General features: G+C 74.7%; 24 protein-coding genes, 5 pseudogenes and 1 riboswitch. Of the genes and pseudogenes, 12 read left to right on the forward strand and 17 right to left on the reverse strand.

Features of this window, described 5'->3' with window-relative positions; translation table 11 throughout:
* Positions 1-245 (reverse strand): barstar family protein (locus KPL57_RS69705; RefSeq protein ID WP_226352002.1); only part of this gene is annotated, 245 nt, incomplete at its 3' end.
* A complete protein-coding gene (locus KPL57_RS14370; RefSeq protein ID WP_226352056.1) occupies positions 242-670 on the reverse strand; it encodes a ribonuclease domain-containing protein in 429 nt (142 codons plus the stop codon). The genes KPL57_RS69705 and KPL57_RS14370, both read right to left, overlap by 4 nt.
* A 352-nt stretch (positions 671-1,022) precedes the next feature.
* On the opposite strand from KPL57_RS14370, the gene KPL57_RS14375 reads away from it, so the two are divergent.
* Positions 1,023-1,265, forward strand: a complete 243-nt coding sequence (locus KPL57_RS14375) for a hypothetical protein (protein WP_143510327.1) — start codon at positions 1,023-1,025, stop codon at positions 1,263-1,265.
* Positions 1,266-1,274: 9 nt separating this feature from the next.
* On the opposite strand, the gene KPL57_RS14380 is transcribed toward KPL57_RS14375, so the two are convergent.
* Entirely contained in the window at positions 1,275-2,135 is an 861-nt protein-coding gene (locus KPL57_RS14380) for an LLM class F420-dependent oxidoreductase (RefSeq protein WP_226352003.1), read from the reverse strand.
* Positions 2,136-2,286: 151 nt separating this feature from the next.
* Between KPL57_RS14380 and KPL57_RS72120 the strand changes: the two genes are divergently transcribed.
* Genes KPL57_RS72120 through KPL57_RS14390 form a run of 3 tightly spaced genes read left to right on the forward strand, consistent with a single transcriptional unit; the run spans position 2,287 to position 3,671 of the window.
* Positions 2,287-2,358 (forward strand): putative leader peptide, encoded by a 72-nt coding sequence (locus KPL57_RS72120; protein WP_374111682.1) that lies wholly within the window; start codon positions 2,287-2,289, stop codon positions 2,356-2,358.
* Between the two features lie 57 nt (positions 2,359-2,415).
* Entirely contained in the window at positions 2,416-2,865 is a 450-nt protein-coding gene (locus KPL57_RS14385) for an OsmC family protein (RefSeq protein WP_226352004.1), read from the forward strand.
* A 17-nt stretch (positions 2,866-2,882) separates the two neighbouring features.
* A complete protein-coding gene (locus KPL57_RS14390) occupies positions 2,883-3,671 on the forward strand; it encodes an enoyl-CoA hydratase-related protein (RefSeq protein ID WP_226352005.1) in 789 nt (262 codons plus the stop codon).
* Between the two features lie 192 nt (positions 3,672-3,863).
* Here KPL57_RS14390 and KPL57_RS14395 read toward each other — a convergent pair whose 3' ends face one another.
* Positions 3,864-4,745, reverse strand: coding sequence for a hypothetical protein (locus tag KPL57_RS14395; RefSeq protein WP_226352006.1), 882 nt, complete (start codon positions 4,743-4,745; stop codon positions 3,864-3,866).
* 321 nt (positions 4,746-5,066) lie between these two features.
* On the opposite strand from KPL57_RS14395, the gene KPL57_RS14400 reads away from it, so the two are divergent.
* The 3 genes and pseudogenes from KPL57_RS14400 (at position 5,067) to KPL57_RS14410 (ending at position 7,759) form a co-directional block, all read left to right on the forward strand.
* Positions 5,067-5,912 carry an NAD-dependent protein deacetylase gene (locus KPL57_RS14400; RefSeq protein ID WP_226352007.1) on the forward strand — a complete coding sequence of 282 codons (846 nt, stop codon included), beginning with the start codon at positions 5,067-5,069 and terminating at the stop codon, positions 5,910-5,912.
* Positions 5,913-6,144: 232 nt separating this feature from the next.
* A pseudogene (locus tag KPL57_RS14405) lies at positions 6,145-7,109 on the forward strand (zinc-binding dehydrogenase).
* 221 nt (positions 7,110-7,330) lie between these two features.
* On the forward strand, positions 7,331-7,759 hold the full coding sequence (locus KPL57_RS14410) for a MarR family winged helix-turn-helix transcriptional regulator (protein ID WP_226352008.1): 429 nt from the start codon (positions 7,331-7,333) through the stop codon (positions 7,757-7,759).
* A gap of 85 nt (positions 7,760-7,844) precedes the next feature.
* On the opposite strand, the gene lepA is transcribed toward KPL57_RS14410, so the two are convergent.
* Positions 7,845-9,707: a translation elongation factor 4 gene (lepA, locus tag KPL57_RS14415; protein WP_075311357.1), complete on the reverse strand. Its 1,863-nt coding sequence runs from the start codon at positions 9,705-9,707 to the stop codon at positions 7,845-7,847.
* A 93-nt stretch (positions 9,708-9,800) separates the two neighbouring features.
* On the opposite strand from lepA, the pseudogene KPL57_RS72125 reads away from it, so the two are divergent.
* The 3 genes and pseudogenes from KPL57_RS72125 to rpsT all read left to right on the forward strand — a co-directional run.
* Positions 9,801-10,088: pseudogene (locus tag KPL57_RS72125) on the forward strand (hypothetical protein); the annotation flags it as partial.
* A 107-nt stretch (positions 10,089-10,195) separates the two neighbouring features.
* On the forward strand, positions 10,196-10,405 hold the full coding sequence (locus KPL57_RS14420; RefSeq protein ID WP_226352009.1) for a hypothetical protein: 210 nt from the start codon (positions 10,196-10,198) through the stop codon (positions 10,403-10,405).
* A 170-nt stretch (positions 10,406-10,575) separates the two neighbouring features.
* Positions 10,576-10,839: a 30S ribosomal protein S20 gene (rpsT, locus tag KPL57_RS14425; RefSeq protein WP_020626283.1), complete on the forward strand. Its 264-nt coding sequence runs from the start codon at positions 10,576-10,578 to the stop codon at positions 10,837-10,839.
* 114 nt (positions 10,840-10,953) lie between these two features.
* Here the strand turns inward: rpsT and holA are convergent.
* Positions 10,954-11,923, reverse strand: a pseudogene (gene holA, locus KPL57_RS14430) (DNA polymerase III subunit delta).
* A 140-nt stretch (positions 11,924-12,063) separates the two neighbouring features.
* Positions 12,064-12,217: riboswitch (SAM riboswitch) on the forward strand.
* Between the two features lie 6 nt (positions 12,218-12,223).
* On the opposite strand from holA, the gene thrC reads away from it, so the two are divergent.
* Positions 12,224-13,492 (forward strand): threonine synthase, encoded by a 1,269-nt coding sequence (thrC, locus tag KPL57_RS14435; RefSeq protein ID WP_226352010.1) that lies wholly within the window; start codon positions 12,224-12,226, stop codon positions 13,490-13,492.
* Positions 13,493-13,732: 240 nt separating this feature from the next.
* Here the strand turns inward: thrC and KPL57_RS72130 are convergent.
* From KPL57_RS72130 to rsfS, 7 genes and pseudogenes are all read right to left on the reverse strand, one after another.
* Positions 13,733-15,502: pseudogene (locus tag KPL57_RS72130) on the reverse strand (ComEC/Rec2 family competence protein); the annotation flags it as partial.
* A gap of 449 nt (positions 15,503-15,951) precedes the next feature.
* A complete protein-coding gene (locus KPL57_RS69710; RefSeq protein ID WP_226352011.1) occupies positions 15,952-17,235 on the reverse strand; it encodes a helix-hairpin-helix domain-containing protein in 1,284 nt (427 codons plus the stop codon).
* Positions 17,236-17,469: 234 nt separating this feature from the next.
* Positions 17,470-18,324 carry a DegV family protein gene (locus tag KPL57_RS14450; RefSeq protein WP_226352012.1) on the reverse strand — a complete coding sequence of 285 codons (855 nt, stop codon included), beginning with the start codon at positions 18,322-18,324 and terminating at the stop codon, positions 17,470-17,472.
* 9 nt (positions 18,325-18,333) lie between these two features.
* A complete protein-coding gene (locus tag KPL57_RS14455; RefSeq protein ID WP_226352013.1) occupies positions 18,334-19,770 on the reverse strand; it encodes an FGGY-family carbohydrate kinase in 1,437 nt (478 codons plus the stop codon).
* Positions 19,767-20,497 (reverse strand): annotated as a pseudogene (octT, locus tag KPL57_RS14460) (diglucosylglycerate octanoyltransferase). Before octT ends, KPL57_RS14455 begins: the two are co-directional and overlap by 4 nt.
* On the reverse strand, positions 20,490-21,110 hold the full coding sequence (locus KPL57_RS14465; protein WP_060712739.1) for a histidine phosphatase family protein: 621 nt from the start codon (positions 21,108-21,110) through the stop codon (positions 20,490-20,492). The pseudogene octT and the gene KPL57_RS14465 overlap by 8 nt, the downstream one beginning before the upstream one ends.
* Positions 21,107-21,490 carry a ribosome silencing factor gene (gene rsfS / locus KPL57_RS14470; RefSeq protein WP_020625811.1) on the reverse strand — a complete coding sequence of 128 codons (384 nt, stop codon included), beginning with the start codon at positions 21,488-21,490 and terminating at the stop codon, positions 21,107-21,109. Before rsfS ends, KPL57_RS14465 begins: the two co-directional genes overlap by 4 nt.
* A 126-nt stretch (positions 21,491-21,616) precedes the next feature.
* Here rsfS and KPL57_RS14475 point away from each other — a divergent pair, with 126 nt between their 5' ends.
* Entirely contained in the window at positions 21,617-22,501 is an 885-nt protein-coding gene (locus tag KPL57_RS14475) for a MaoC family dehydratase (RefSeq protein WP_226352014.1), read from the forward strand.
* 21 nt (positions 22,502-22,522) lie between these two features.
* Here the strand turns inward: KPL57_RS14475 and KPL57_RS14480 are convergent, their stop codons facing one another.
* From KPL57_RS14480 to KPL57_RS14495, 4 genes are read right to left on the reverse strand one after another with little or no spacing between them, the layout of a single operon-like run.
* Positions 22,523-23,185 carry a hypothetical protein gene (locus tag KPL57_RS14480; RefSeq protein ID WP_226352015.1) on the reverse strand — a complete coding sequence of 221 codons (663 nt, stop codon included), beginning with the start codon at positions 23,183-23,185 and terminating at the stop codon, positions 22,523-22,525.
* Positions 23,186-23,234: 49 nt separating this feature from the next.
* On the reverse strand, positions 23,235-23,747 hold the full coding sequence (locus KPL57_RS14485; RefSeq protein ID WP_226352016.1) for a GNAT family N-acetyltransferase: 513 nt from the start codon (positions 23,745-23,747) through the stop codon (positions 23,235-23,237).
* Between the two features lie 38 nt (positions 23,748-23,785).
* Entirely contained in the window at positions 23,786-24,442 is a 657-nt protein-coding gene (locus KPL57_RS14490; RefSeq protein WP_226352017.1) for a Rid family hydrolase, read from the reverse strand.
* 29 nt (positions 24,443-24,471) lie between these two features.
* Positions 24,472-26,037 carry an FAD-dependent oxidoreductase gene (locus KPL57_RS14495; RefSeq protein ID WP_226352018.1) on the reverse strand — a complete coding sequence of 522 codons (1,566 nt, stop codon included), beginning with the start codon at positions 26,035-26,037 and terminating at the stop codon, positions 24,472-24,474.
* Between the last annotated feature and the right edge of the window lie 128 nt (positions 26,038-26,165).

Here is a 26,165-nt window from a genome sequence, read left to right on the forward strand (position 1 = left end):
TCGGCGACGACGAGCTCGACCGGTCCGGGGGGCAGCCAGGACAGGTCGCCCAGGCAGTCCGCCAGCGCGTCGAGGTTGTGGCCGTAGTACTCGGGGAAGCTCAGCGCCCGGCCGAGGGCGGCCAGGACCGCGGTGCGGTCCGCGGCCCCCTCGACGACGGCGACGAGACCGGAGCCACCGGCCCGCCCCCGGGCCGCGTCGACGGCGGGGGCGGTTCCGGCGCTCTCACGGGGAAGGGTGCTCACCTCGAGACGTCTACCACGACGAACGAGGCGTAGTGGTCGGCCGTGTAGTAGTACTCCCCGCCCGATCCGGTGACGATCCGCCGGGCACCGCGGGTGCTCGACCCGGGGGTCGTCACGGTGAACTCCTTGTAGTAGCCCGAGGACTTCGCGGGCAGGATCCCCTCCCGGTTCTGGAAGGTCGTCCCGTCCTGGCTGTACGGGTACGGCCCGCCGGAGCGGATCAGCCGGTAGGTGTCGGTGGCCTGCGACGGCAGCGACGACAGCGCCCGCACCGGCAGCCCGGACTCCTCCTCCCCCGGCACGGCGGCCGGGGCGGCGGGAGCGGCGACGGCGGCCGGCACGGCCGGGGCGGGTGCGGCGACGGCCGCGGCGGGCAGGGCGAGGCCGAGGACGGCCAGTACGGCGACGAGCGCCCCGACGATCAGGGCACGCAGCCCGACCGCGCATCCGGTCGAATGATCATGGTCCGGACGCTAGGTTGCGTCACCCTTTCGGGTACAGGTTTCGCAACGAACCGTCACGGGCTCGTCACCCGCCGTTTCCATGACCGGCGCGACGACCACCCTCCGTTCGCCCGCCGACCGCGCCGACCGGCCCCTGACAGGCGATGATCACGACCGGTCACCGCGCCGGCGCACCCGGTCACCGTGTCCTGCGTCGCACCGGTGTTCTACGCACAGTAAAAGAGCGTTGGAGCGGGTACAACGGAGTTCGAGAGACCAGGAACGACTGCGCATGACACGCCCCGACCCCGACACGTTCAACGGAGAACGTCGCATGACCGCAGAGTTGATTCACCCCCTGCCCGAGGCTCCCCCACCCGTGGAGACCCCGGCACCCCAGGCCGGCCGCTCGACCGTGGACCGGCTGCTGGACTCGATCGACGACCTGGTGCGCCGCCACCGCGCGCTCGCCGCACACGACGGCGCCTCCGCCGCCCTGCACGCCGAGCTGATCGCGGCCGAGCTGGACCAGCAGGTCGCGATCCTCCGGACGATGCCCCGCCAACCCGGCGGCTGACCGAACGGGTCAGAGCTCGGCGGCCGCCGGGATGATCTCCGACCCGAACACCCGCAACGGCTCGATCGCCGCCACGTCCGGCACCATGGTGTGCACGTGCTGCACGCCGAGTGCCGCATAGCCGCGCAGCTCCTCGACCGCCGCCTTCGGATCGGCCGGGTCGAGCCGCGTCATGACCGTCTTCTCGATCTCGTCGTAGTCGCGCCCCACCTCCTCGCAGCGGGTGCGCAGCACGTCCAGCTTGCGCTCCAGCTCGGGGCCGCCGAACAGGTTGCACGCGTCGGCGTACTGCGCGACCAGGCGCAGCGTCTTCCTCTCCCCACCACCGCCGATCAGGATCGGCGGGTGCGGCCTGCGCAGCGGCTGCGGTGTGTTCAGTGTGGCGCCGAGCCGGTAGTGGGTGCCCTCGAAGGGGCCGTCGTCGTCGCTCCACATCTGCCGGGCGATGCGCAGCGTCTCCTCCAGCCGCTCGAACCGCTCCGCCGTCGGCGGGAAGAACAGTCCGAGCCCGGTGGCCTCCTCGTCGTTCCAGGCGGCGCCGATGCCCAGCATCGCGCGGCCCTTCGACAGCACGTCCAGAGTGGTCACGGCCTTCACCAGCAGACCAGGGTCGCGGTAGGTCACCGCGGTCACCCAGGCCAGCAGGTCGACCTTCTCGGTGCGGGCCGCCAGGTAGCCGAGCACGGTGTAGGCCTCGAGCATGTCGGTCTCGACCGGTCCGACCGGCCGGATCTGCCAGAGGTGGTCCATGACGCTCACCCGCGCGAAGCCCTGTTCCTCGGCCGCCGCGGCGATCCGGGACAGGTCGTCGGCCAGCCCGGCCGGGACGGCCGGGTAGGTGAAGTCCGCGATGTGCAGTCCGATCCTCACAGCTGTCCTCCCATAAACGGAGCAATCTCCGTTTACGAGCGTAGCCCTCCCCCGGCGACGGGCGCCACCGCACGCATCGGACCACGGGCGTCGCCGGTTCGGTCGACTCCATCACGTCGCGCACAACCGTTCGGTGCGGTTCACTGGCGTCGTGATCGCGCTCGTGCGGAGGCTGCACATCGACCTCGCCCGGACGGCCGGGGCGCTCTGTCCGCGCCCCTGAACCGCCGCCTCTGATCAGCCGCCCCCGCACACGTATCGCACCCCTGGGAGTTCACCCATGCCCCTCGTCACCTTCGCCGTCAGCGGTCAGGGCACCGGCGTCGCGCAGACCGTCGCGGTCGATGGCGCCGACTACGTCATCGAGACCGACGCCTACCCCGCCTTCGGCGGCAAGGACGAGCACCCCAGCCCGCTCGCCTACACGCTCGCCTCGCTGTCGTCGTGCAACCAGGTCACCAGCTCGATCGTCGCGAAGGAGCTCGGAATCACGATCGAGCACGTGCGCTTCGACGTCGCCGCCGACTTCAACCCGACGACGATGACCACCGGCACCCACCGCGACGGCGAGACCACCTTCCAGAACCTGCGGATCGACGCCGTCATCACCACCGACGGCACCGACGAGCAGGTCGCGCAGCTCGCCCGCGAGACCGAGCGCCGCTGCCCGGTGTCGCAGCTGTTCGCCCTGGCCGGGGTGTCGATCACCAGCACCTGGACGAAGGCCTGAGGTCCTAGTCTGCGGGGGTGGCAGACACCGTCGACTCCCCCGAGCTCGTCCACCTGGCCGTCGAGGCCGGGATCGCGACCATCACCCTGGACTCGCCGCGCAACCGCAACGCGCTCTCGGCGCAGCTGCGCCGGGAGCTGATCGCGCACCTCGACGCGGCGATCGCCGACGACGCGGTGCGGGTGATCGTGCTGACCCACACCGGCACGGTGTTCTGCGCGGGCATGGACCTGCGGGAGTCGCGGGGCGCGGGCGCCGAGCAGCAGGGTGTCACCGAGGTGCCGCGGATCCTGACCACGCTGTGGGACTCCCCGAAGCCGGTCGTCGCCCGCCTGTCGGGGCCGGCCCGCGCCGGCGGGGTCGGGATCGTGGCGGCGTGCGACATCGCCGTCGCCGCCGAGTCGGTCACCTTCGCCTTCTCCGAGGTCCGGATCGGGGTGGTGCCCGCGGTCATCTCGGTGACCGTCCTGCCGCGGCTGTCCGCCCGCGCCGCGCACGAGCTCTTCCTCACCGGGGAGACCTTCGACGCGCGGCGCGCGGTGGCCGTCGGGCTGATCAACAGCGCCGTCCCGGCCGAGGCCCTCGACGACGAGGTGGCCCGCTACACCGGGATGCTGCGCCTCGGTGCGCCCGGCGCCCTGGCCGGGACGAAGGCGATGCTGCGGCGCGAGCGCCCGGCGGCGCTGAGCGACGACTTCGCCGCGATGAACACGCTGTCCGCGTCCTACTTCGCCTCCGAGGAGGGGCAGGAGGGCATCCGGGCCTTCGGGGAGAAGCGGACGCCGTCCTGGGTGCCGCAGGGCTGAGCCCGTTGCCCCCGGCCCCGGCCCCGGCCCGGCCTGGCTGGCCCGGCCCGGCCTCGCCTCGCCCCGCCCTGGCCCGGCGCGCCTGGCCCCGCCTCGCCCTGACCCGGCCCGGCTCGCCACGCCCTGGCCTGAGCCGGTCCGGCCCGGCCCGGCGAGTGGCACGTCAGGCACCTCGGACCCCCTCGGCCGGGTTCACGGCGTACCACTCGGCGCGTGGTCCAGGGCCCGGCCGATCTCCGCGACGATGCGCCGGGGCTCGTCGCGCAGGTCGAACCGGGTGTAGCGGTAGATCCGCCACCCGGCGTCGACGAGGCGGGTCACTCTCGTGGCGTCGCGCAGGACCCGGTCGGGGCCGGTGTGGTCGGCGCCCTCGTACTCGATACCGACGCGGACCGCGGGGTAGGCGAGGTCGAGCCACACCGCGCGGCGCCGGACGTCGTCGAGCACCGGGTGCTGGGCCTGCGGTCTCGGCAGCCCGGCCCGGACCAGGAGCAACCGCAGCCGGGTCTCGGGTGGGGACGCGGCGCGCCGGTCGGCGAGCCCCAGGACGCCGGGGACCCTGGACACCCCGCGCAGGCCCCGGTAGCGGACCGCGAAGTGCAGCAGCAGGTCCGGGGAGAACCCGTGCCGAAACGCCAGCGCGTCCACCGCGACGACGGCGTCGGTCTCGTCCTCACCACGGGCGAGGTCGAACGCGGTGCGCAAGGGCGTGGTGACCCGGATCCCGTCGCGCCACCCGATCTCACCGGGGTGCAGCCGGTCGCGGCGCACGCGCACCCCGGCCGGGGCCCGGGCCCGGACCGGGAGCAGCACCTCGACCGGCGCCCCGGCCGGCGCGCACGGAGCACCGGACAGCTCCGCCGCGGCCCATCCCGCGATCACCCCGCGACCGCCGGACCAGCGGGACACCGCCCGGCACCGGTCGGCGTGCCCGAGCGGGACGAGGTGCCGGGCGGCCCAGGTGTCGGGCAGCACCCGGACGAACGCCGGCCCCTGCAGCCGTCGCGCCGTCACGAGACCGGCTCGGACAGCGGCCGAGCCGCGGAAGATCAGGGGCCACCCCGGTACGTCCACCGGCGCAGGATCGCCGGGACACCGCGCCGGGCGGGGCCGTTCGGCGTCCCCGGTGTGCGATCGCGAACCAGTTCGGTCGCCGGGGTGCGCCGAGTGGCACACCACGGACCCGGGACCGGCCCCGACGGGTTCACCGCGTACCACTCGGCGGGCACGTTCGGCGCCCCGGCGGGGCCGAGCGCGTGCGGCGGGGCGAGAGGCGTGCGGCAGGCGGGGGGGTGCTCGGCGGAGCGGGAGGTGAAGCGGAGGGGCGGCGGGGCGGGGCGGAGGCGCGGGCCGTCGGAGCGCGGGGAGCCACCGGGCGCGCCTACCCTGGAAGGCATGCCCTCCCCCGCCGTCACCACCGACCCGGGTGCGGCGCTGGATCTGCTCGCCGGGCGACGCCTGGTCGTCCTCACCGGGGCCGGGCTGTCCACCGACTCCGGCATCCCGGACTACCGCGGCCCGGGCTCGCGCCCGCGCAACCCGATGACCTACTCCGAGTTCGTCTCCGGCGAGGCCGCACAGCAGCGGTACTGGGCACGCAGCCACGTCGGCTGGGCCCGGATGCGCCGCGCCGACCCCAACCCCGGGCACCGCGCGCTGGCCGCGCTGGGGGCCGCGGGCGTCGTCGACGGGCTGGTCACGCAGAACGTCGACGGCCTGCACACGGTGGCCGGCAGCCGCGGCGTCGTCGACCTGCACGGGCGCATCGACGAGGTCGTCTGCCTGGACTGCCGACGGATCACCGCCCGCGACGCGCTGGCGGCCCGGCTCACCGCGCTGAACCCCGGCTTCACCGAGGCGCACAGTGCGCAGGTCGAGACCGCCCCGGACGGCGACGCCGCGGTGGAGATCACCGACGGGTTCCGGATCGCGCCGTGCGCATCCTGCGGCGGGGTCCTCAAGCCGCACGTCGTGTTCTTCGGGGAGAACGTGCCGAAGGACCGGGTGGCGCGGTGCTACGCGATGGTCGCCACGCTGACCCCCGAGGACGGTGCGCTGCTCGTCGCCGGGTCCTCGCTGACCGTCATGTCGGGGCTGCGGTTCGTCCGGGCCGCCCACCGGGCGGAGGTGCCGGTCGTGATCGTCAACCGCGGGGCGACCCGGGGCGACGAGCTCGCCGACCTGCGCGTCGACGCGGGCTGCTCGGAGGCCCTGACCGCGCTGGCGGCCCAGCCGGTCTGAGTGCTCAGGCCCTGCCGTCGCGGCGCCCGCGGGGCGTGTCGAAGCGCCGGGTGGGCGCGGTCGACCCCGATCGCGACCAGCGCGCACGCGGGCAGGACCACCACCGTCACGAACACGACCTGCACCACGAACGGCAGGCCGGTGAGCCACAGCTCGAACGCGTCCCAGCCGTCGATGATCGTGCGCACACTCCACACGGTAGTCCCCGCGCCCAGGCATTAGGTTCGGGGCCATGTTCGCTGTCTACGCGCAGGAGCCCAACGCCGACGCTCCCCTCGACTCCCTCGTCGTGGGCGAGCGGCCCGACCCCGAGGTCCCCGACGGCTGGGTCTCCGTCACCGTCTCCGCCGCCAGCCTCAACATGCACGACCTGTGGACGCTGCGCGGGGTCGGCATCAAGCCCGACCAGTTCCCGATGATCCTCGGCTGCGACGGCGCCGGGACCCTCGACGACGGCACCGAGGTCGTCCTCTACCGATCATCGGCGACCCGGACTGGCGCGGCGACGAGACCCTCGACCCGAAGCGCACCCTGCTCACCGAGCGCCACCAGGGCACGATGGCCGAGAAGGTGATCGTCCCGGCGCGCAACGCGGTCCCCGCCCCGAAGGGCCTCACCCCCGGCCAGGGCGCCGTGCTCGGCACCGCCTGGCTGACCGCGTACCGGATGCTGTTCACCAAGTCGGGCCTGCAGCCGGGCCAGACCGTGCTCGTCCAGGGTGCCTCCGGCGGCGTCTCGACGGCGCTGATCCAGCTGGGCCGCGCCGCGGGCCTCCAGGTGTGGGTCACCGGCCGCGACGAGGAGAAGCGCGCGCTGGCCGAGCGGCTCGGCGCGCACGCCACCTTCGAGTCCGGCGCGAAGCTGCCGGGCAAGGTCGACGCCGTCATGGAGTCGGTCGGCGAGGCCACCTGGAAGCACTCCATGCGGGCACTGCGCCCCGGTGGCCGCATCGTCCTCTGCGGCTCCACCTCGGGCCCGAACCCGCCCGCGGACCTCCAGCGGCTGTTCTTCCTCCAGCTCGAAGTGGTCGGCTCGACCATGGGGACGCGGCAGGAGCTCGTGGATCTCATGAACTTCGTCGCGACGGCCGGGATCGCGCCGGAGATCGGGACCGAACTGCCGATGGACTCCGCGAAGGAGGCGTTCGAGGCGATGTCCGCGGGGCGGACGGCGGGGAAGATCGTCCTGACCCGCTGATCCGTTACGAGATCCGGGTGTGATGCATTCGTGATGTCGTTGGGTCACGTCAAGCGGTCTACGAAATGCCTGGTCGTCGCCCTGTCGGTCATCGCTGCGTGACGACCGCCCGGCGCTCGGGGGACGTTTGCCCAGGACAGGGTCGGATTTCGCCCGTTCGGCAAGTACAGTGCGTCATCGTGACCGAGCCTTTCAGTCGACGGGCGTCGGGGACTGCCACCATGGCTGCCCCGACGCCTGGAGCCGCGGGTGTCGTCGAGTTCCTGGACCGGGTCGACCACGCCGTGGCCACAGCCCTGCCCACCAACCCGTCCTCGACGGACGTCAGCCGTGACGGCTGGCGCGTCCTGTTGATGCTCGCCCGCGGCACCGGCCGCAGCATGGGCGAGGTCGCGGGACACACGTCGCTGCCCGCCCCCACGGCCACCCGGATCGTGGACCGCCTCGTCGAGAAGAAGCTGGCCTACCGGTCGGCCGACCCGCTCGACCGGCGCCGTGTGCTGGTGCACCTGTCTGCCGAGGGACGGACGGTCGTCGAGTCCGTCTGCCAGCGGGTGCAGCGCATCCTGTCGCCGCGCCGTGCCCCCGCCGCCCGGCCCGCGCCGTGCGACGGGCCGATCCCCGGCCCCCGGGCAGGCCTGGCCATGTAAGCGGCCCCCGCGCTCCCCGCCCCCCACCACGTACACGTCGGGCCCGACTCCCCCGCTGGGAGTCGGGCCCGCTTCGCGTCCGGGGCTACTTCTTGGGCTTCTCGGTGGCCGTACCGCCCCCGGTGGACAGCGCGGCGACGAAGGCCTCCTGCGGGACGTCGACGCGGCCGATCGTCTTCATCCGCTTCTTGCCCTCCTTCTGCTTCTCCAGCAGCTTGCGCTTGCGGGAGATGTCGCCGCCGTAGCACTTGGCGAGGACGTCCTTGCGGATCGCGCGGATCGTCTCGCGGGCGATGATCCGGGCGCCGACGGCGGCCTGGATCGGCACCTCGAACTGCTGGCGCGGGATGAGCTCGCGGAGCTTGGTCGCCATCGAGGTGCCGTAGGAGTACGCCGACTCCTTGTGCACGATCGCGGAGAACGCGTCGACGGCCTCGCCCTGCAGCAGGATGTCGACCTTGACCAGGTCGGCGACCTGCTCGCCGGCCTCCTCGTAGTCGAGGCTGGCGTAGCCGCGGGTGCGCGACTTCAGGTTGTCGAAGAAGTCGAAGATGATCTCACCGAGCGGCATCGTGTAGCGCAGCTCGACGCGGGTCTCGGACAGGTAGTCCATCCCGCCGAGCTGGCCGCGCCGACTCTGGCACAGCTCCATGATGGTGCCGACGAACTCCGACGGCGCCAGGATGGTGATCTTGGTGATCGGCTCGCGGACCTCGGCGACCTTGCCCACCGGCCAGTCGCTGGGGTTGGTCACCTCGATCTCCTCGCCGTCGTCGGTGGTGACCTGGTAGACGACGTTGGGCGCGGTGGAGATCAGGTCGAGGTCGAACTCGCGCTCGAGGCGCTCGCGGGTGATCTCCAGGTGCAGCAGGCCGAGGAAGCCGCAGCGGAAGCCGAAGCCGAGCGCGGCCGAGGTCTCCGGCTCGTAGGTGAGGGCGGCGTCGTTGAGCTGCAGCTTGTCCAGCGCCTCGCGCAGGTCGGGGTACTGCGAGCCGTCGATCGGGTAGAGCCCGGAGTAGACCATCGGCTGTGGCTCGCGGTAGCCGGTCAACGGGTCGGTGGCCCCGTTGCGCTTGGAGGTGACGGTGTCGCCGACCTTGGACTGGCGGACGTCCTTCACCCCGGTGATGAGGTAGCCGACCTCGCCGACGCCGAGGCCGTCGGACGGCTTGGGCTCCGGGGAGACGATGCCGATCTCGAGCAGCTCATGCTCGGCGCCGGTGGACATCATCTTGATCTTCTCGCGCGGCGAGAGCTTCCCGTCCACGACGCGGATGTAGGTGATGACGCCGCGGTAGGTGTCGTAGACCGAGTCGAAGATCATCGCCCGGGCGGGCGCGTCGGCGTCGCCGACCGGGGCGGGGACCTGGGCGATGACGGCGTCGAGCACCGCCTCCACACCCTCACCGGTCTTCGCGCTGCACCGCAGCACGTCCTCCGGCTCGCAGCCGGTGATGTGCGCGATCTCCGCGGCGTAGCGCTCCGGATCCGCGGCGGGCAGGTCGATCTTGTTGAGGACCGGGATGATGTGCAGGTCCTTCTCCATGGCCAGGTACAGGTTGGCCAGGGTCTGCGCCTCGATCCCCTGCGCGGCGTCGACCAGCAGGATCGCGCCCTCGCACGCCTCGAGCGCCCGGGACACCTCGTAGGTGAAGTCGACGTGGCCCGGGGTGTCGATCAGGTGCAGCACGTGCTCGGTCTCGACGCCGTCGGCGTTCTTCGCGGTCCACGGCAGCCGGACGTTCTGCGCCTTGATCGTGATGCCGCGCTCGCGCTCGATGTCCATCCGGTCCAGGTACTGGGCCCGGGCGTCACGATCGCTCAGTACCCCCGTGACCTGCAGCATCCGGTCGGCCAGGGTCGACTTCCCGTGGTCGATGTGGGCGATGATGCAGAAGTTCCGGATGCGCTCCGGCGGGGTGAACGTGCGGTCGGCGTACGTCGTCACTCGGCTGTACTCGGCTTTCGCTCATGCGTGGGGCTTCGGGCACTTCGGGTGCTCAGGGCACTCGGGGCTCGGGGCACTGGGACCCATCGTCCCATGTCGGGCCGGGCGGCCGCCGTGGTGGCACCGCAGGTCGTCACACGCTGTTCACGCCGGGCGTCCCCGCGTTGCCCCGACGCGGCCGATCGCGCACGATCGAACGGCCAGGAGCCGAGTCCCCAACCCGGAGGAGTCACCGTGTCGGTCACCCCCGTCCCCCCGCTCGACCGGCTGAGCGCGGCGCGTGTCGTGCTCGCCCGGAAGAAGAAGCTGGGCCTGACCTGGGACAAGATCGCCGAGGCACTGGGCCGCTCGCTGGAGTGGTCCACCTCGGCCCTGCTCGGGCAGCAGACGCTGACCCGCGAGCAGGCCGAGGCCGCAGGCTCCCTGCTGGACCTGACGACGACGTCGTCGACGCCCTCACCCTCCCGCCGGAGCGCGGAGCGGCCGCGGTGGACCTCACCGACCCGCTGGTCTACCGCCTCTCGGAGATGGTGCAGGTGTACGGCACGACGATCTCCGAGCTGGTCCGCGAGGAGTTCGGCGACGGCATCGTGTCCGCGATCGACTTCGAGCTGGACCTGCAGCGCGTCGCCGACCCGAAGGGCGACCGAGCCGTGATCACGCTGAACGGGAAGTTCCTGCCCTACCGCGTCTGGTGACCCGGAACAGGGGGCGAGGACGCCGCTGGTAACCTTGTGCGTCGAGCGCTCGGCGTGCTCGCCCGAAACGGCCTGGACCCTCTCTCCAGTGATGCTGTTCGGTGCCGCCGGAGCGGACCCGGACGTACACAAGACCAGCCGACCAGCAGGCAGGAAGACCAGAGGCAGACGTGGCCAACATCAAGTCGCAGATCAAGCGTGTCAAGACCAACGAGAAGCGCCGGCAGCGCAACAAGTCGGTGAAGTCGTCGGTCAAGACCGCGATCCGCCACTTCCGCGAGGCCGCCGACTCCGGCGCCGACAACGTCGTGGAGCTGCAGCGCAAGGCGGCCAAGGCCCTCGACAAGGCGGCCGGCAAGGGCGTCATCCACAAGAACCAGGCGGCGAACCGCAAGTCGGCCCTGGCCAAGCGTCTCAACGACGTCCAGGCCTGAGCCACCCCAGTTCCCCCACGACGGCGCCGCCCCATCGGGGCGGCGCCGTCGTCGTGTTTCCGGACCTGTCGTGCCCCCGGGCCGGAGCCCGTGCGCGTGCTGCGGGCGCGGGGCTCAGCGCGGGGTGCGGGCGGACACGACCGCCAGCACGGCCCGCTCCAACGCGTACCCCGCGTCCGCGGCGGCCCCCTTGACGTCGGCGTTCACCCGGGCGGTCCGCCGCGATGGCGACGGCGAGCTGCTCCGGACGCCACTGCCGGACCGTCTGCTGCGCCTTGCGGATCTTCCACGGAGGCATGCCCAGCTCACTGGCCAGCCGGTTCGGGTCGCCCCGCCCGGCCGAGCCGACCTTGGCCAGGGTGCGCACCGAGTCCGCGAGCGCGTCGGCGATCAGGACGTGCGGGACACCGAGCACCAGCGCCCACCGCAGCGCCTCCATCGCCGCCCGCCGGTCCCCCGCGACCGCCGCGTCGGCCACCGCGAAGCCGGAGGACTCGGCCCGGCCGCGGTGGTAGCGCCGCACCCCGGCCTCGTCCACGGCACCGCCGGTGTCCGCGACGAGCTGTCCGGCCGCGGCCGCCAGCTCCCGCAGGTCCGACCCGACCGCCTCGACCAGTACCGCGAGCGCACCGGGGGTGATGGTGCCGCCGTGGCGGCGCACCTCGTCGCGCACGAAGTCCGACCGCTCGTCGGCGCGGGTGATGCGGTTGCAGGTGACGGTGTGCGCCCCGGCCTTGCGCATCAGGTCCAGGACCGCCTTGCCCTTCGCCCCCCCGGCGTGTTGGACCACCAGCACGATCCCGTCGGCCGGGTCCTTCACGTAGTCGGCGAGGGCGGCGGTCATGTCCTTGTTCGCATCCTGGCCATGGGTGAGCACGATCACCCTGCCCTCCGCGAAGAGCGAGGGGCTGAGGTGCCCGGCGAGCTCGCCGGGTGCCACCTCGGAGGTGCGGAAGCGGCGCAGCTCGGTCTCCGGATCGCGCTGCCGGGCGCGCCGGACCAGGTCGGACACCGCCCGCTCGGCCAGGAACTCCTCGTCCCCGACGACCAGCTGCAGCGGGCCCGGTTCGCTCGTGCTGCTCACACCCCCATGGTGGCCCACACCCCCGACAACGGGTGAGCCGCGTCCCGGCACGACGACCTCGTCTGGCGGTGCGGTGCCCGGTTCGCGTACCGTCGTCGTCGATTCCGGCGCTCGGCGTCCGGAGCACCACAACCGCATATGGCTCATCCAGAGGGGCAGAGGGAACGGCCCGTTGAAGCCCCGGCAACCGGCGTCGCACGACGATCCGCCCAGACCTGCGCGTTCCGCGCGGCGAGGACGTCGACGAACACGGTGCCAATTCCGGCCCGCCACCTCCGGCGGGACAGATGAGGAGATCTCGTGACTCTCACTGCTGCGCCCGAAACCACCTCTGCCTACGACCTGGGCTCCGCGCGCGCGCTCGCGTGCCGCGAGTGCCGCCACGAGACCCCGCTCGCCGCGGAGTTCGCGTGTCCGCGCTGTTTCGGCCCCCTCGAGGTGGCCTACGACTTCCCGACGGTCACCCGCGCCTCCATCGAGGTCGGCCCGAAGTCGATCTGGCGCTACAAGGACCTGCTGCCGGTCCCCTCGACCGTCGAGCAGCACGCGAACACCGAGCCCGGCCTGACCCGGCTGATCGAGGCCGACAACCTGGCCCGCGCCCTCGGCGTCCGCAAGATCTGGATCAAGGACGACACGGGCAACCCGACGCACTCGTTCAAGGACCGCGTCGTCGCCGTCGCGCTCGCCGCCGCCCGTGAGCTCGGCTTCTCGGTGCTGTGCTGCCCCTCCACGGGCAACCTCGCCAACGCCGTGGCCGCCGCGGCCGCCCGTGCCGGCTGGGACTCGGTCGTGCTGGTCCCGTCCTCGCTGGAGCAGGCGAAGATCGTCACCACCGCCGTCTACGGCGGCACCCTGCTCGCCGTCGACGGCAACTACGACGATGTCAACCGGCTCGCCACCGAGCTGGCCGCCGAGCACGAGGACTGGGCGTTCGTGAACGTCAACGTCCGCCCGTACTACGCCGAGGGCTCGAAGACCCTGGGCTACGAGGTCGCCGAGCAGCTCGGCTGGCGGCTCCCGCAGCAGGTGGTCGTCCCGGTCGCATCCGGCTCCCAGCTCACCAAGATCGACAAGGGGTTCACCGAGCTCGGCACCCTGGGTCTGGTCGAGCCCACCCCCTACACCGTGTTCGGCGCCCAGGCCACCGGCTGCTCGCCGGTCGCGCGGGCCTTCGAGGCCGGTCACGACGTGATCCAGCCGCAGAAGCCGGACACCATCGCGCGCTCGCTGGCGATCGGCAACCCGGCCGACGGTCCGTACGTCCTCGACTCGGTGCGCCGCACCGGCGGCTCGGTCGGGCACGTGTCCGACGAGGAGGTCGTCGCCGGCATCCGGCTCCTGGCCCGTACCGAGGGCGTGTTCGCCGAGACCGCGGGCGGGGTCACCATCGCGACCACCAAGAAGCTGCTCGAGGCCGGGGCGCTCGACCCCGACGCCGAGACCGTCCTGATGATCACCGGTGACGGGCTCAAGACCCTCGACGCCGTCTCCGGCGAGGTCGGCCCGACGGCGACCGTGCCGTCGACGTCCTCCGCGGTCCGCGAGGCGCTGGCGAACCGGGGCTGACCGGCCCCGACGGCCGGGAGCCGGACGGGGGTCGCCACGCGCGACCACCGTCAGCCCGGCCGGGTCGTCGCCGGTCAGGGCCAGGTCACCGGACCGGTCGGTGCGTGCGACCACGATGCCCGCCCCGGCCAGCCGGTCCACCAGCTCCGGGTTGGGGTGCCGGTAGCTGTTGCCGTTGCCGACGCTGATCACCGCCGCACGCGGCGCGGCGGCGGTGAGCAGGTCCGGGACCACCTTGCGGGACCCGTGGTGGGGCATCTTCAGGACGTCGGCCCGCAGGTCGGCCCCGGAGTGGAGCAGATCGTCCTGGGCGGCCAGTTCGGCGTCGCCGGTCAGCAGGATCGTCGCGGCCGGGGTGGTGGCGCGCAGCAGCAGCGAGATGTCGTTCACCGCCGTCCCGTCGTCGCCGTCGACCGTCAGGGGCGGGTGGACCGGGCCGAGGACCTGCAGGCGCAGCTCCGGCCACCCCAGCTCCATCCCGCGCACGAGCCCCACCACGGGAGCCCCGGCCCGCTCGGCGTGCCGGGTGATCTCGCGCAGCCCCGACGCCGGTTCCCGCACCGGCCCGACGGCGATCCCGCCCGCGGCCCGACCGCGCAGCGCGCCGGCGAGGCCGCCGTCGTGGTCGGCGTGGAAGTGGGTGATCACCACGAGCTCCAGGACCCGGACCCCGAGCCGGTCCAGGCAGGTGTCGACGGCGTCGTCGGTCGGCCCGGTGTCGACCAGGACGGCGTGCCCCGGGGTGCCGGTGGCGAGGACGAGCGCGTCGCCCTGACCCACGTCGCAGGCCACCATCCGCCACCCGGTGGGCGGCCAGCCGGGCGGGGCGAACCGGGTCGGGACGAGGACGACGAGGAGCCCGACCAGCAGCGCCAGCAACAGCGCCCGCAGCCGCGGCACCCGGCCCATCGCCAGCAGCACGACGAGCACCCCGGTGAGCAGCAGCGCGCCACCCGCGCCCGCGGGCCACGGCACGGTGGCGCCGGGCACCGCGGCGGCCCGGTCCCCGACCACGACCAGCCACCACACGAACGGCCCCGCCAGCCAGGCGCAGCACCACGCAGCGGCCGGGCTCACCGCGGACAGCACCGCACCGAGCACGCCCAGCACCGTCGCGGGGGCGACCGCGGGCGCCGCGAGCAGGTTCGCCACCACGGTGACCAGCCCGACTCCCCCGTTGAGCCCGGCGATCACCGGCGCGGTGGCCAGCGCCGCGGCGACCGGGACGACCAACGCCTCGGCCGGCCCGGACGGCAGCCCGCGCCGTCGCAGCGCCGCCGTCCACCCCGGCCCGAGCAGCACCAGCGCACCGGTGGCGACGACGGACAGCACGAAACCCGCGTCGACGGCCAGGGCGGGGACGGCCAGCAGCAGGCCGAGCACGGCCACCGCCAGCGCGGGCACCGCGGACCGCGCCCGGCCGGCGGCGAACGCGATGAGCACGACCCCGCCCATCACCGCCGCACGCAGCACCGACGGCGACGGCCGGGCCAGCACGACGAACCCGACCAGGGCGAGCATCGCCACTGCGGCCGCGATCCGCGGGTCGGTCCGGAACAGGCGCAGCAGGAGCAACACCGCCCCGGTCACGATCGCGACGTTGGCGCCGGAGACGGCCGTGAGGTGCGCGAGCCCCGCGGTCCGGAAGTCCTGCTCGGTCTCGGCGAGCTGGGCGCGGGTGTCCCCGATCGCGAGCCCGGGCAGCAGCCCCGCCGGTGCCTCGGGCAGTGCGGAGACCGCCGCGTCGCGCAGGCCGTCGCGCAGGGCCCCGGCCCCGGTCTGCCACCACGGCGGCGCGGTCACGTCCTGCGGTGCGCCGCGGACCTTCAGCACGGCGACCGTGAGGTCGGGACGCTGTGCGGGCATGAGCAGCCCGGCGGCAGAGACCTCCTGGCCGGGGAGCAGCCCGGTCCACTCCGCTGCCGGGGCCAGGAGCAGGAGCTTCCCGCCGGTGGTCGCCCGACCGCCGCCGACGGTGGCCGTGACGAGCTCGGTGGGGACCAGCGCCATCGCCCGGGCGGCGCCGGACTCGTCTCCACCGCCGGTGGTGCTGCGCAGGATCCGGGGGTCGTCGGTGAGCCGGACGCGGACCTCGGCGGCGGCGCCGCGGTCGGCGGGCCCGCGCAGCGGGTGCGACGCCAGCGCGGCCGCGTGGACGGTGCCCAGGACGGCCGCGACGAGCGCGCACCCGGCCGCGGCGAGCACGATCGAGGACGGCGCCGCGGCGCGGGCACTGGTCCGGGCACGGAGCAGCGTGACCGTCAGGGCGAGCGCCGCGAGGACGGCGGCGGTGATCCCGCCCGCGGTGCCGCCGAGCAGCCCGGCGAGGACGGCGGCCCAGGTGGCGAGCGCGGCCGGGACGAGGCGCAGGTCGGGTGGGGCGGGACGTTCCTGCTGCTCCGCACGCTCGTCGTCGCGCTCCCCGGGCACCGGTTCGGGCAGGCAGGCTCCGGCGCGGGTCACACCCGCACCAGTTCCTGGAGCTGGGCGAAACGGCGCTCGCCGATGCCGTCGATCTCGCGCAGCTGCTCGACCCGGCTGAAGCGCCCGTTGGCGCTGCGCCAGTCGATGATCTTCTTCGCGGTGACCGGGCCGACGCCGGGCAGGGCGTCGAGGTCCGAGAGGGTGGCGGTGTTCAGGTCGATCTTCCCGCCGGGTGCGGCGGGTGCGGCGGCCGCGCCCGGTTCGGTGCCCGACGCCGGCTCGGAGCCCGGGGCGGGCAGCACCGGCGCGGCGTCGGGCGCCGGTGGGACGCCGACCGCGATCTGTTCCCCGTCGCCGAGCCGGCGGGCCAGGTTGAGCGCGCCGAGGTCGACCTCGGGCAGCGCGCCGCCCGCGGCGTCCAGGGCGTCGGCGACGCGTGCGCCGTCGGGGACCCGGACGAGACTGGGCCGGGCGACCCGCCCGACGACGCTCACGACGAGCGGCCCCGCGGTGACCGGTGCCGCCGCGACGGGCGCCGGCCCGCCGGGGCCCGCGGACCGGTCCGTCTCCCCCGTCGCCGCCCCGCCGGGCACCGCCGTCACCTCGGGCAGGCCGCCGACGGGCTGCACGGTGGGACGGTCGAGCCACACACCCACCCCCGCGACGAGTGCCCCGGCGAGCACCACCGCCACCAGCGCGAGCGCACCGGGGCGGCCCGGGTCCACCCGCGCCCCCGCCAACGACGGCGGCAGCCACCGCTGGGCTCGGCGGCGCAGCCACGACGGCCGCCCGCCGTGCGGGACGTCGTCGGCGAGCTCCTCGGACGGTGCGGGGTCGTCCCGGGCCAGCAGGGCCAGGGGGTGGCCGGCATCGGGGTCGGCGGTCCACACCGGTGCCGGCTCCTCCGGCGCGACGGGGCCGGGCGCTCCGCGGTGCGTGGCGGAGGGATCGGCGGACCACACCGGTGCCGGCCCGTGCGGGGCGGCGGAATCGGGCCGGCCCGGTGTCGCGCCGTGCAGGGTGGCGGGGTCGTACCGGAGGGGCGTCGCACCGGGCCAGGTGCCGGGCCGGGACGCGGACGGCGCCGCCACGGGCGGCCCGGCAGCGCGGTGGGCGCGCGGCGGGGGCGGCCCGACGGCGCCCGGTCCGTGGGCGGGCGGTGATCCGGGACGTGGTCCGGACGCGCCGGGAGCCACCGGCAGCGCGGGCAACGGGACGGTCGGGGGATCGAGCCGGTCCGCGACCGCGTCCACCCGCCCGCGCGTCCCGATCCCGGCGAGCCGCCGGGCCGGGTCGAGGGAGGCGTCGGTCCTGGTCACGCACCCGACGCTAGGTGCGCCACCCCCGTTCCGACCGGCCGATGCCGGGCCTGTGGACGGATCGATCGATTGGGGACCGATGCGCTGCCGTCGGCCACGACGCGGCCGGATCGTCGGCGGTCCGTGCTACACACCGGCGGGGCCTGTCGGCCCGGGGCGAGAGCCGGGCATGTCGGCGTCACCCGGAGCATCCGCCGGCCTCGCGCGAGGACCCGAGAGACCATCGCCCGGCGGTCAGACCGCGGGCACCACCACGACCCCCACCAGACCGGCTCCCGCGTGCGCCCCGATCACCGCGCCGACCTCGGAGACGTGCACCTCGGCGGCGTCGGGCAGCTGTTCGCGCAGCCGGTCGGCGATGTCCTCGGCCCGGTCCTCGGCGCCGAGGTGGTGCACGGCGAGGTGTGCGCCCGGACCCGCCTCGGCGACGGCGAGCGCGACGAGCCGTTCGGTCGCGCGCGAGGTCGTCCGCACCTTCTCCAGCGGCGCGATCCGACCGTCGCGCAGGTGCAGGATCGGCTTGACCGACAGGGCCGTGCCCATCAGCGCGGACGCGGCGCCGATCCGGCCGCCGCGACGCAGCCGCTCCAGGTCCTGCACCGCGAACAGGACCCGTGCCCGTGCGGCGACGGCACCGGCCACGGCCTCGACGTCGTCGGCGGTGGCGCCGGCTCCGGCGGCGTCGGCGGCGGCGAGCACGGCGAAGCCGAGACCCATCGCGATGGCACCGGAGTCGACGACCCGGATCCGGTCCGGGGCGACCTCCTGCGCGGCGAGCCGGGCCGCGTCCCAGGTGCCGGACAGCGCGCGGGACAGGTGCACGGCCACGACGGCGGGGACACCGTCGTCGAGCAGGGCGGTGAAGTACTCGGCGAACGCGGCCGGGGTCGGGCGCGAGGTCTGCACGAGCAGGGTGCGGTCGGCGAGCGCGGCGATCAGCTCGGCGGCGGAGACGTCGACACCGTCGCGGGCAATGCGCTCACCGAGCCGGACCTCCAGCGGGACGACGTGGATGCCGCGTCGTTCCGCGACGCCGGGCGGCAGGTGTGCGGTGGAGTCGGTGACCACGGCGACCGGCGAGGGGGGCACGGCCGGACCCTATCCACCCGGCGGGCGGAACAGCGGTGCCAGTGCCCGCTGCGCGGCGAGGTAGCGGCCGTGCGCGTCGTCCAGGCGGCCACGGGTGCGCGGGTCGGGGGTGAACTCGCGGTCGACCCGCACCATCCGTCCGGCGAGCTCACCGACCGAGGCGGCCCGGCCGGTCGCGAGCGCGGCGAGCATCGCCGCGCCGAGCACCCCGGCGTCGCGTTCGGCGGTGCGGCGCAGCCGCCGGTCCAGCACGTCGGCCTTGATCTGGCACCAGAGGTCGCTCGCCGCGCCACCGCCACAGGCGGCGATGGTCTCGGGGCGGCGGCCGGCGGCCGATTCCAGCGGGCCCAGGACGTGCCGGGCGGCGTGCGCGACCCCCTCCAGCACGGCGCGGCCCAACTCGGCGGACCCGGTGGCGAAGCTCGCGCCGAGCCAGTGCCCGCGCAGGTCGGGGTCCCACAGCGGGGCCCGTTCCCCGGCGAGCTGGGGCAGGAACAGCACCCGCCCCGGTTCGGCGCCGGCGGCCCGGGCCAGCAGCTCGGCCGGTGCGACGCCCAGCACCGCGGACGCCCAGGTCAGCGCGTCGCCGCCGGCCTGGGTGGGTCCTGCGTGTACGTGCAGCCCGCGCCACGGCGGGAACGTGACGATCCCCGGGGCGCCGCCGCCGGGCGTCGCGGCGAGGGCCAGGACCTCCGAGGTGCCCGCGATGTCGATCGCGTCGCCGGGGGCGGCGATCCCGCCGCCGAGCAGCGCCGCCCAGGCGTCCATCGTCCCGACGGCGACGGGCAGCCCGGCCGGGAGCCCGCCCGCGCCGGTGGTCTCCCCCGCGACCGACGCCGGGTCGGCCAGGGGCGCCGGCATCGAGCGCAGCCCGGGGACGAGCAGGTCGAGCCAGTCCGAGTACCGGCCGTCGGGGTCGAGGAGTCCGGTCGAGGAGAGCGGATCGGCCACTGCGGTGCCGGTGAGGCGTTCGAGCAGCCAGTCCTTGGGCGCGAGCACCCTGCGCGCGCGGGCCCATGCGTCGGGCCGGTGTTCAGCGAGCCAGGCGGCGCGGGCGGCCGCGTGCGAGGCGTCGACGGTGCCGATCCCACCGCGGCGCCGGGCCCGGTCCGCCGACGACAGCCGCTCGGTGAGCGTCGCCGCGACCGCGCCGCACCGACCGTCCTGCCAGGTGATCGCCGGGTGCACCGGCGCGCCGGCCCCGTCGACGAACAGGTGGGTGTCGACCTGGGCGCACAGCCCGACGGCGGTCACCCCGGCCAGTGTCGGGCCGAGCGCGCCGACCACCTCGGTCAGCCCGGACCACCAGTCGTCCGGGTGCTGCTCGGTGTGCCCGGGCGCGGGACGCGCGGTCGGGTGCGTGGCGCGGGCCGCGGCGACGCGGACGCCGTCGAAGACCGCGGCCTTGACCGAGGTGGTGCCGAGGTCGATGCCGAGCAGGGTCACGGCCGGGCCACCGTGGGCTCCAGGAGCCCGGCCAGCGCCTCCCCGACGGCGGAGTGTCCCGCCCAGCCCCAGTGCAGGCCGTCCGGGTTGCCGTGTCCGCCGAGGACGTGCTCGCCGACCAGCGCGGGCACGTCGAGCACGGTCACGGCCGGGGCGCCGGCCGCCCACCGCCGGACCGCGGCGTCGGTGGCGGCGCGGTGCGGGTGGGCCAGGCCGTAGTCGGCGGCGCGGTGCACCGACGGGGCCAGCGCCACCACCGGCAGCCCGGGCCGCAGCGCGTGCACCCCGGCCCGGCAGCGTTCCAGGTAGGCGGCCGTGAGACGGGGCGGCAGCGTCGCCGGTCCTCCGCCGGGCAGCCGCGCCAGCACCGGGGCGATCCGCGGCTGGGCACGCCGGTAGGCGGTGCGGACGGTGTGCCGCAGCGGGGCGGGGCGCAGCACCGGGATCAGCTCGCGCAGCGCCGTCGGCAGCGGGGACGGCAGGGAGTCCATCCCGGACACCCCGAGCACGACCGCGCCGACCCGCGGCAGCGCCGCCCACACCCGTGGGTCCTCGCTGATCGCCGACCAGGCGTGCCGGGCGGTCCACCCGGCCCGGGCGACGATCTCGGCGCGGCCCCGAGCCGGGCGGCGGCGACGTTGGGCCACAGCCGCGGCTCGTCTGCCGGGCAGGGTCGCTCGGGTCCGTGGAAGGCCAGCGAGTCGCCGATGACCAGCAGGTCAGGCACCGATGTTGTACCCCGACAGGCGCCAGCGGGGATGGTCGTCACGACGGGCGACGACGGCCCAGCGCGTGTTGCCCAGCCCGCCGATCACCGGCCAGGACGACTGCGGGAGGTCGAGCAGCCCGCACACCATCCCGGCGATCATGCCGCCGTGCGCGACGAGCAGCACCGAGCGGTCCTCCGGGTCGGCGGCGTACTCCAGGTCCAGCTCCTCGACGACCGGGAGCGACCGGACGACGACGTCGACCCGGGACTCGCCGCCGGGCGGCGTGAACCGTGGGTCGGACCGCCACTCGGCGATCGCGCCCGGGTCGTCGACGCCGATCTCGTCGATCGTGCGCCCCTGCCAGTCCCCGAGGTGGGTCTCCCGCAGCCGCTTGTCCACCGACAGCGGCAGCCCGACGGCCTCGGCCACCGCGGTCGCGGTGTCGTGGGCGCGGGTCAGGTCCGAGGTGATGATCCGGTCGAACCGCTCCTGCGCGAGCCGCGGCGCGACGGCCGCGGCCTGCGCGCGGCCGACGTCGGTCAGCCGGGTGTCGAGATGTCCCTGCATCCGGCCGACGGAGTTGTACTCGGTCTGCCCGTGCCGCAGCAGGGTGACCCGGCGCAGCGTCATGCAGTGCCGTCCGGGTCGCCCTGGGGGTCGGGCACCTCGATCGCCGGGCAGTCCTTCCAGAGCCGGTCCAGGCCGTAGAAGCCGCGCTGCTCGGTGTGCATGACGTGCACGACGATGTCGCTGAAGTCCAGCAGCACCCAGCCGTTGTCGTTGTCGCCCTCGCGCCGGGTCGGCTTGCTGCCGCGCTCGCGCAGCTTCTCCTCGACCTCGTCGACGATGGCCTGGACCTGACGCTCGTTGGCCGCCGACGCCAGCACGAAGCAGTCGGTCAGCGCGAGCTGGTCGGACACGTCGAGCGCGACGATGTCGACGGCCTTCTTGTCGGCCGCGGCGGCCGCGGCCACCTTCGCCAGCTCGACCGCCTCCGGTGATGCCGTCACCACACTGTTCCCTTCACGACCACGATTGACCTCGACAGTGTGTCAGCCGGGCACCGGGGACTTGGGCGGCGGGCACCGGGCGGGATAGGTTTCCGCCTCACGGTGGAACGTCGAAGGAGACTCCCCATGCCCCTGGCGCCCGATCTCGAGGGCACGCAGTGCGAGCCGGTCAGCTTCGCGTGGGCACGGGACGACGTGCTCCTGTACGCGATCGCCGTCGGAGCGGGGGGTGAGGACCCCACCGCCGAGCTGTCGCTGACCACGGAGAACACCGCGGGCGTGCGGACGGCGGTGCTGCCGTCGTTCGCGGAGATCGTCACCGCGGGCGCGAAGGTCGACCTGGGCGAGGTGGACGCCGCTCGTGTCGTGCACGCCGAGCAGGCGTTCCGGGTGGTCGCGCCGCTGCCGGTGGAAGGGCGGGTCCGGGTGACCGCGACGGTCACCGAGGTGCTGGACAAGGGGTCCGGGGCGCTGGTGCGCACCGAGGCCGATGCCGTCGACGCGAGCACCGGGGAACTGGTGCTGACCAGCACGAAGACGCTGTTCCTCGGCGGGGAGGGCGGCTGCGGCGGCAACCGCGGGGACAGCGTGCCGAGCCCGGTGCCCGACCGCGCGCCCGACCACGAGGTGACCTACCGGACCACGCCGGGCCAGGCGCTGCTGTACCGGCTCACCGGGGACCGCAACCCGCTGCACAGCGACCCGGCGTTCGCCGCGAAGGGTGGGTTCGACCAGCCGATCCTGCACGGCATGTGCACCTACGGGTTCACCACCCGCGCGCTGGTCGCGACCGTCTGCGGCGGCGACCCCCGCCGCCTCGTCGCGATGGATGCCCGGTTCACCCGGCCGGTCGTGCCCGGGCAGTCGCTCACCGTCTCGGTGTGGGACACCGGCGACGGCACGGTCGCGTTCCGGACCGCCGTCGACGGCGAGGTGGTGCTGGACCGCGGCAGCGCGGAGATCAGCACCGAGGTCAGCACGGAGATCACCGCGTCGTCGCCGGCCGCCTGAGCGCTCAGGACGGCGCCGCGGTCACACTCCGCGGCGCCGGGTACCCCGGGTGGTCCCGCCCGCCCCGACGAGCCAGGGCGGACAGCGCGTCGAGCGCCGCCAGCTGCGGGTAGCTGCGCTCCGGGTCGTCCCGGTGCGGCCACGGTGGTCCAGCTGGCGGAAGGTCACCGCGCGATGCAGGGTGATGCCGAAGAAGCGGGGGTTGTCGCGCACGAACCGGGCGTAGGCGTCCCGGAGGCCGGGATCGCGGTCCAGCTCGGTGCGGACGAACCGGTCGACGTCGGTGCCGATCTCGTGGACGTACTCCCCGCACGGCGCCACCACGAACGGCACCACCCACGCCTCGGGCACGCCGAACAGCTCGCGCACGGCGCGCTGGCGGTGCCCGGCGTTCTCGCTGCGCGACATCCATGCGGCGACGACGGCGCGGCGGCGCGGGCTCAGCCGGCCGAGGACCGCGGCCGGCGGCCAGGGGAACGACACCCGGAACGGGATGTGGACCGGATCGCCGTCGACGTGCACGTCGTGGTCGGCGACGCCGCCGACGGAGTCCTGGACGAGCTGGGCGGACACCGCACCCCACGGGGCGAGGACGTGCATCGCGGCGTGCGCGTCCCGGCGCACGGGCTGGGGCACCGCGCGGAGCAGCAGCCCGGCCACCGACGGGGTGGGGACAGCGATCACGAGGGGCACCGTAGCCCGATCGGCGCAGCTCGGCGTCACCGACGGCCGATTATCGCGCTGCGTCGTCACCCTTTCGGCGCTGCGTGACCGGCAGCCGGTAGAGCGTGGCCACCGGTTCACGGCCGTCCGGGAACCGCCACCCGGCGGGTGCCGTACCGGTGCGGAGCCAGCCCACGGACCGGTAGAGGCGTTCGGCCGGGACGGACTCGACGACGTCGAGCACCCCGTCGCGGCCGCGGGCCGCGAGTTCGGCGGTGATCCCGTCCAGCAGGGCACGGGCGTGGCCGGCCCGGCGGACGGCCGGGTCGACGAACACCCGGGTCAGCCGCAGCGCGCGGGGTTCGTGGTCGTCGGTCAGCAGGGCGGCGTGCCCCGCGACCCGCCCGCCCGCCGTGACGACCAGCGCGGTGACCAGCCCCGGCGGGGACAGGAACGCCACCGGGTCGGCCGGCCAGGTCGACGGGTACCGGTCGGTGTCGTGCACGGCGCGCAGCACGGCGACGCAGGCGGGCAGGTCGTCGTCGGTGCGGCGGCGCGGGGCAGGTGGCACGACGGGGGTCACGACCGGCGACCGTACCGCCGCGGCCGGGACCGGCCGGGTCAGCGCGGGGTCACCCCGGCCGGGTAGACGGCGTCGACCTCGACCTCCACCAGCCAGCCGGGGACCGGCAGGCTCGCCACCTCCAGCGCGAACCGGCTGGGCCGGGCGGGGTTGCGCACCAGCGGCGCGGCGGGCGCGGCCGTCCCGGTCGGGACCAGCACCGTCTCCCCGGTGGTCAGGTCGGTGTTGGCGAAGTACTGGCGGTAGGCGCGGTTCCAGCCGGCGTAGTCGGCGCGGGTCGTGCCGGGCGCGTTGTCGAGGAACACCCGCATCGAGGTGACGTCGTCGAGGCGCAGGCCCCGGGCCTCGAGGTTCTCCTTGATCCGGGCCAGCACGTTCATGCCCTGGGCCTCGGTGATCGTGACCCCGGCGGGGAGGGTGCCGCCGGGGAACTGGCCGGCGTCGACGTAGGCCTGCGGGGTGCCGTCCGCGGCCGCGGGGTTCGCCGCGGACGGGCCGAGGCCGCTGGACTTGTACAGCGACGCCCCGCTCACCAGGCTCACCCCCTCGGCGATCATCGGGTTGGCCTCGCCTGCCTCCAGCACGGGCAGCGCGGGCGGGCCGGGCTCGGCGGCGTCGGGCGCGGCGCCGGCGCAGCCGGTGGCCAGCGCGGCGGTGACGGACAGGGCGATCAGGACGGGAACGGGACGTCGCATCGTGTCTCCTCGGGGGAACGGGGGTGGGATCAGGCGCCGCCGGCGACCCGGGCGTGCAGCGCCGAGACCGTCGAGCGGGCGGAGGTGAACGCGCCGTGCTGCCAGGCGATGGCGTGCGAGAGGTGGTCACCGGCGAACCAGATGCGGCCGGCGGGCTGGGTGAGCAGCCGGTACTCCGGGCTCGTGGCCTCCCAGCTCGCCCAGGCCGACTCCGACCAGCGGGTCACCGCCCACGAGCCGGAGAACGACGACGCGATGTCGGAGCGGTACTTCTCGCCGTGGATCGCGGCGCCCTCGTCCAGGGCCTTCGCGAGCCGCTGGCGGTGGGTCAGGGACTCGAAGGCCCGCTGCCGCTTGCCGGAGCTGTAGTAGCCGACGACGACGCCCCGGTCGGCGTGGAAGTGGTCGTAGGGGAACATGATCTGGGCGATGTCGCGGTCGGTGTTACTGGCGCCGCCGTAGATCCGCTCGTCGGTCTCCCACCAGCGGCGGGTGTACTCGATGCCGAGCTTGCCCGACGAGCTTGGCTTCGCCGCGCGCTGCGCGGACAGCACGGCGGCGGGCAGGTTGGTGTCGAGCCGGGTCACCAGGTGCGGCGGCAGGGTGCAGACGACCTCGTCGGCCACCAGCCGTTCGACCGGGCCGCCCGCGACCGGGACGACGTCGACGGTCACCCCGTCCGGGGTGTTGTGCAGCCCGGTGACGGCCGTGCCGTAGCGGATCCGGTCGGCGCCGATCCGTTCGGCGAGCGCGTGGTGGATCCGGTCCATCCCGCCGACCGGGGTGAACATCATCGTGGCCTGGTCGTACTCGTAGTCGAAGGCGAAGTTCCGGCCGAGTCCGCTGCGGATCACCGAGGACATCGGGTACGGCACCGTGGGGGTGCCCGCGTCGGTCCCCGCGCCGGGTTCGCGGGCGTAGCCGCGCCGCGGGGAGCCGAGGTAGCGGCCGTCGGAGGACAGGTCGCCCAGCGAGACGAGGAACTCCGAGAGCGCCTCCTTGTCCGCGGCGCTCAGGACGTCGTCGAGCGCGCCGCGCGCGGTGGCCTTGTGGAGCAGCTCGGAGACGTAGCCGAAGGTGTCGGCCTTCGCCGCGCGGTAGGTGACCGAGGTTCCGGCCAGCGCCCCCGCGTCGGTGTAGTTGACGACGGTGTTGGCGTTCTGGTTGCCGAACGGCTGGATCTCCACCCCGAGCTCGCGGCAGTAGTCCAGCGTGACGTGGCTCTGCGGGATCCGGGTCGCGCCCAGGTTGAAGAAGTGTCCTGGCGCGAACGAGCAGCGTTGCGTCTCGCCGTTCAGGTCGGTCTCCTCGGTGCCCGCGCGCACCGACCAGACCCGCCCGCCGGGCCGGGTGCGGGCCTCGACGACGGACACGTCGTAGCCGACCTTGCCGAGCTCGTGGGCCGCGGCGAGCCCGGCGGGCCCCGCGCCGAGGACGAGGACGCGGCGGCCGGCCGCGGCGGCGTCGCGCGACGGTGGGGTCCAGGCCGGGTCGTCGCCGGCGCGGGGGGCGAGCCCGATGGTCGCCACGGCCTCGTACGCGGCGCCGGCCCCACCGGCCAGCCCCAGCGCCCTGATGAACGTTCTGCGGGTCACGGTCACAGCGGTGATACTCGGAACCGGCGGCGACGGTCGCGGGTCGCCGGCGCTGCGTTCACGGCAACCGGACCGGGAAGACCGGCGGCGGGTTCCCATCGCGGGTTCGACGTCCGACGCGCGGGCGC

The sequence above is a fragment of the Pseudonocardia sp. ICBG601 genome (genome assembly GCF_020496245.1).

Bases quoted from the DNA above. Each gene is read 5' to 3' on its own strand.
- KPL57_RS14375 (WP_143510327.1), top strand. From the start codon at position 1,023: ATGACCGCAGAGTTGATTCACCCCCTGCCCGAGGCTCCCCCACCCGTG.
- KPL57_RS14385 (WP_226352004.1), top strand. From the start codon at position 2,416: ATGCCCCTCGTCACCTTCGCCGTCAGCGGTCAGGGCACCGGCGTCGCG.
- KPL57_RS14400 (WP_226352007.1), top strand. From the start codon at position 5,067: ATGCCCTCCCCCGCCGTCACCACCGACCCGGGTGCGGCGCTGGATCTG.
- KPL57_RS14410 (WP_226352008.1), top strand. From the start codon at position 7,331: ATGGCTGCCCCGACGCCTGGAGCCGCGGGTGTCGTCGAGTTCCTGGAC.
- KPL57_RS14465 (WP_060712739.1), bottom strand. From the start codon at position 21,110: ATGACGCTGCGCCGGGTCACCCTGCTGCGGCACGGGCAGACCGAGTAC.
- KPL57_RS14475 (WP_226352014.1), top strand. From the start codon at position 21,617: ATGCCCCTGGCGCCCGATCTCGAGGGCACGCAGTGCGAGCCGGTCAGC.
- KPL57_RS14490 (WP_226352017.1), bottom strand. From the start codon at position 24,442: ATGCGACGTCCCGTTCCCGTCCTGATCGCCCTGTCCGTCACCGCCGCG.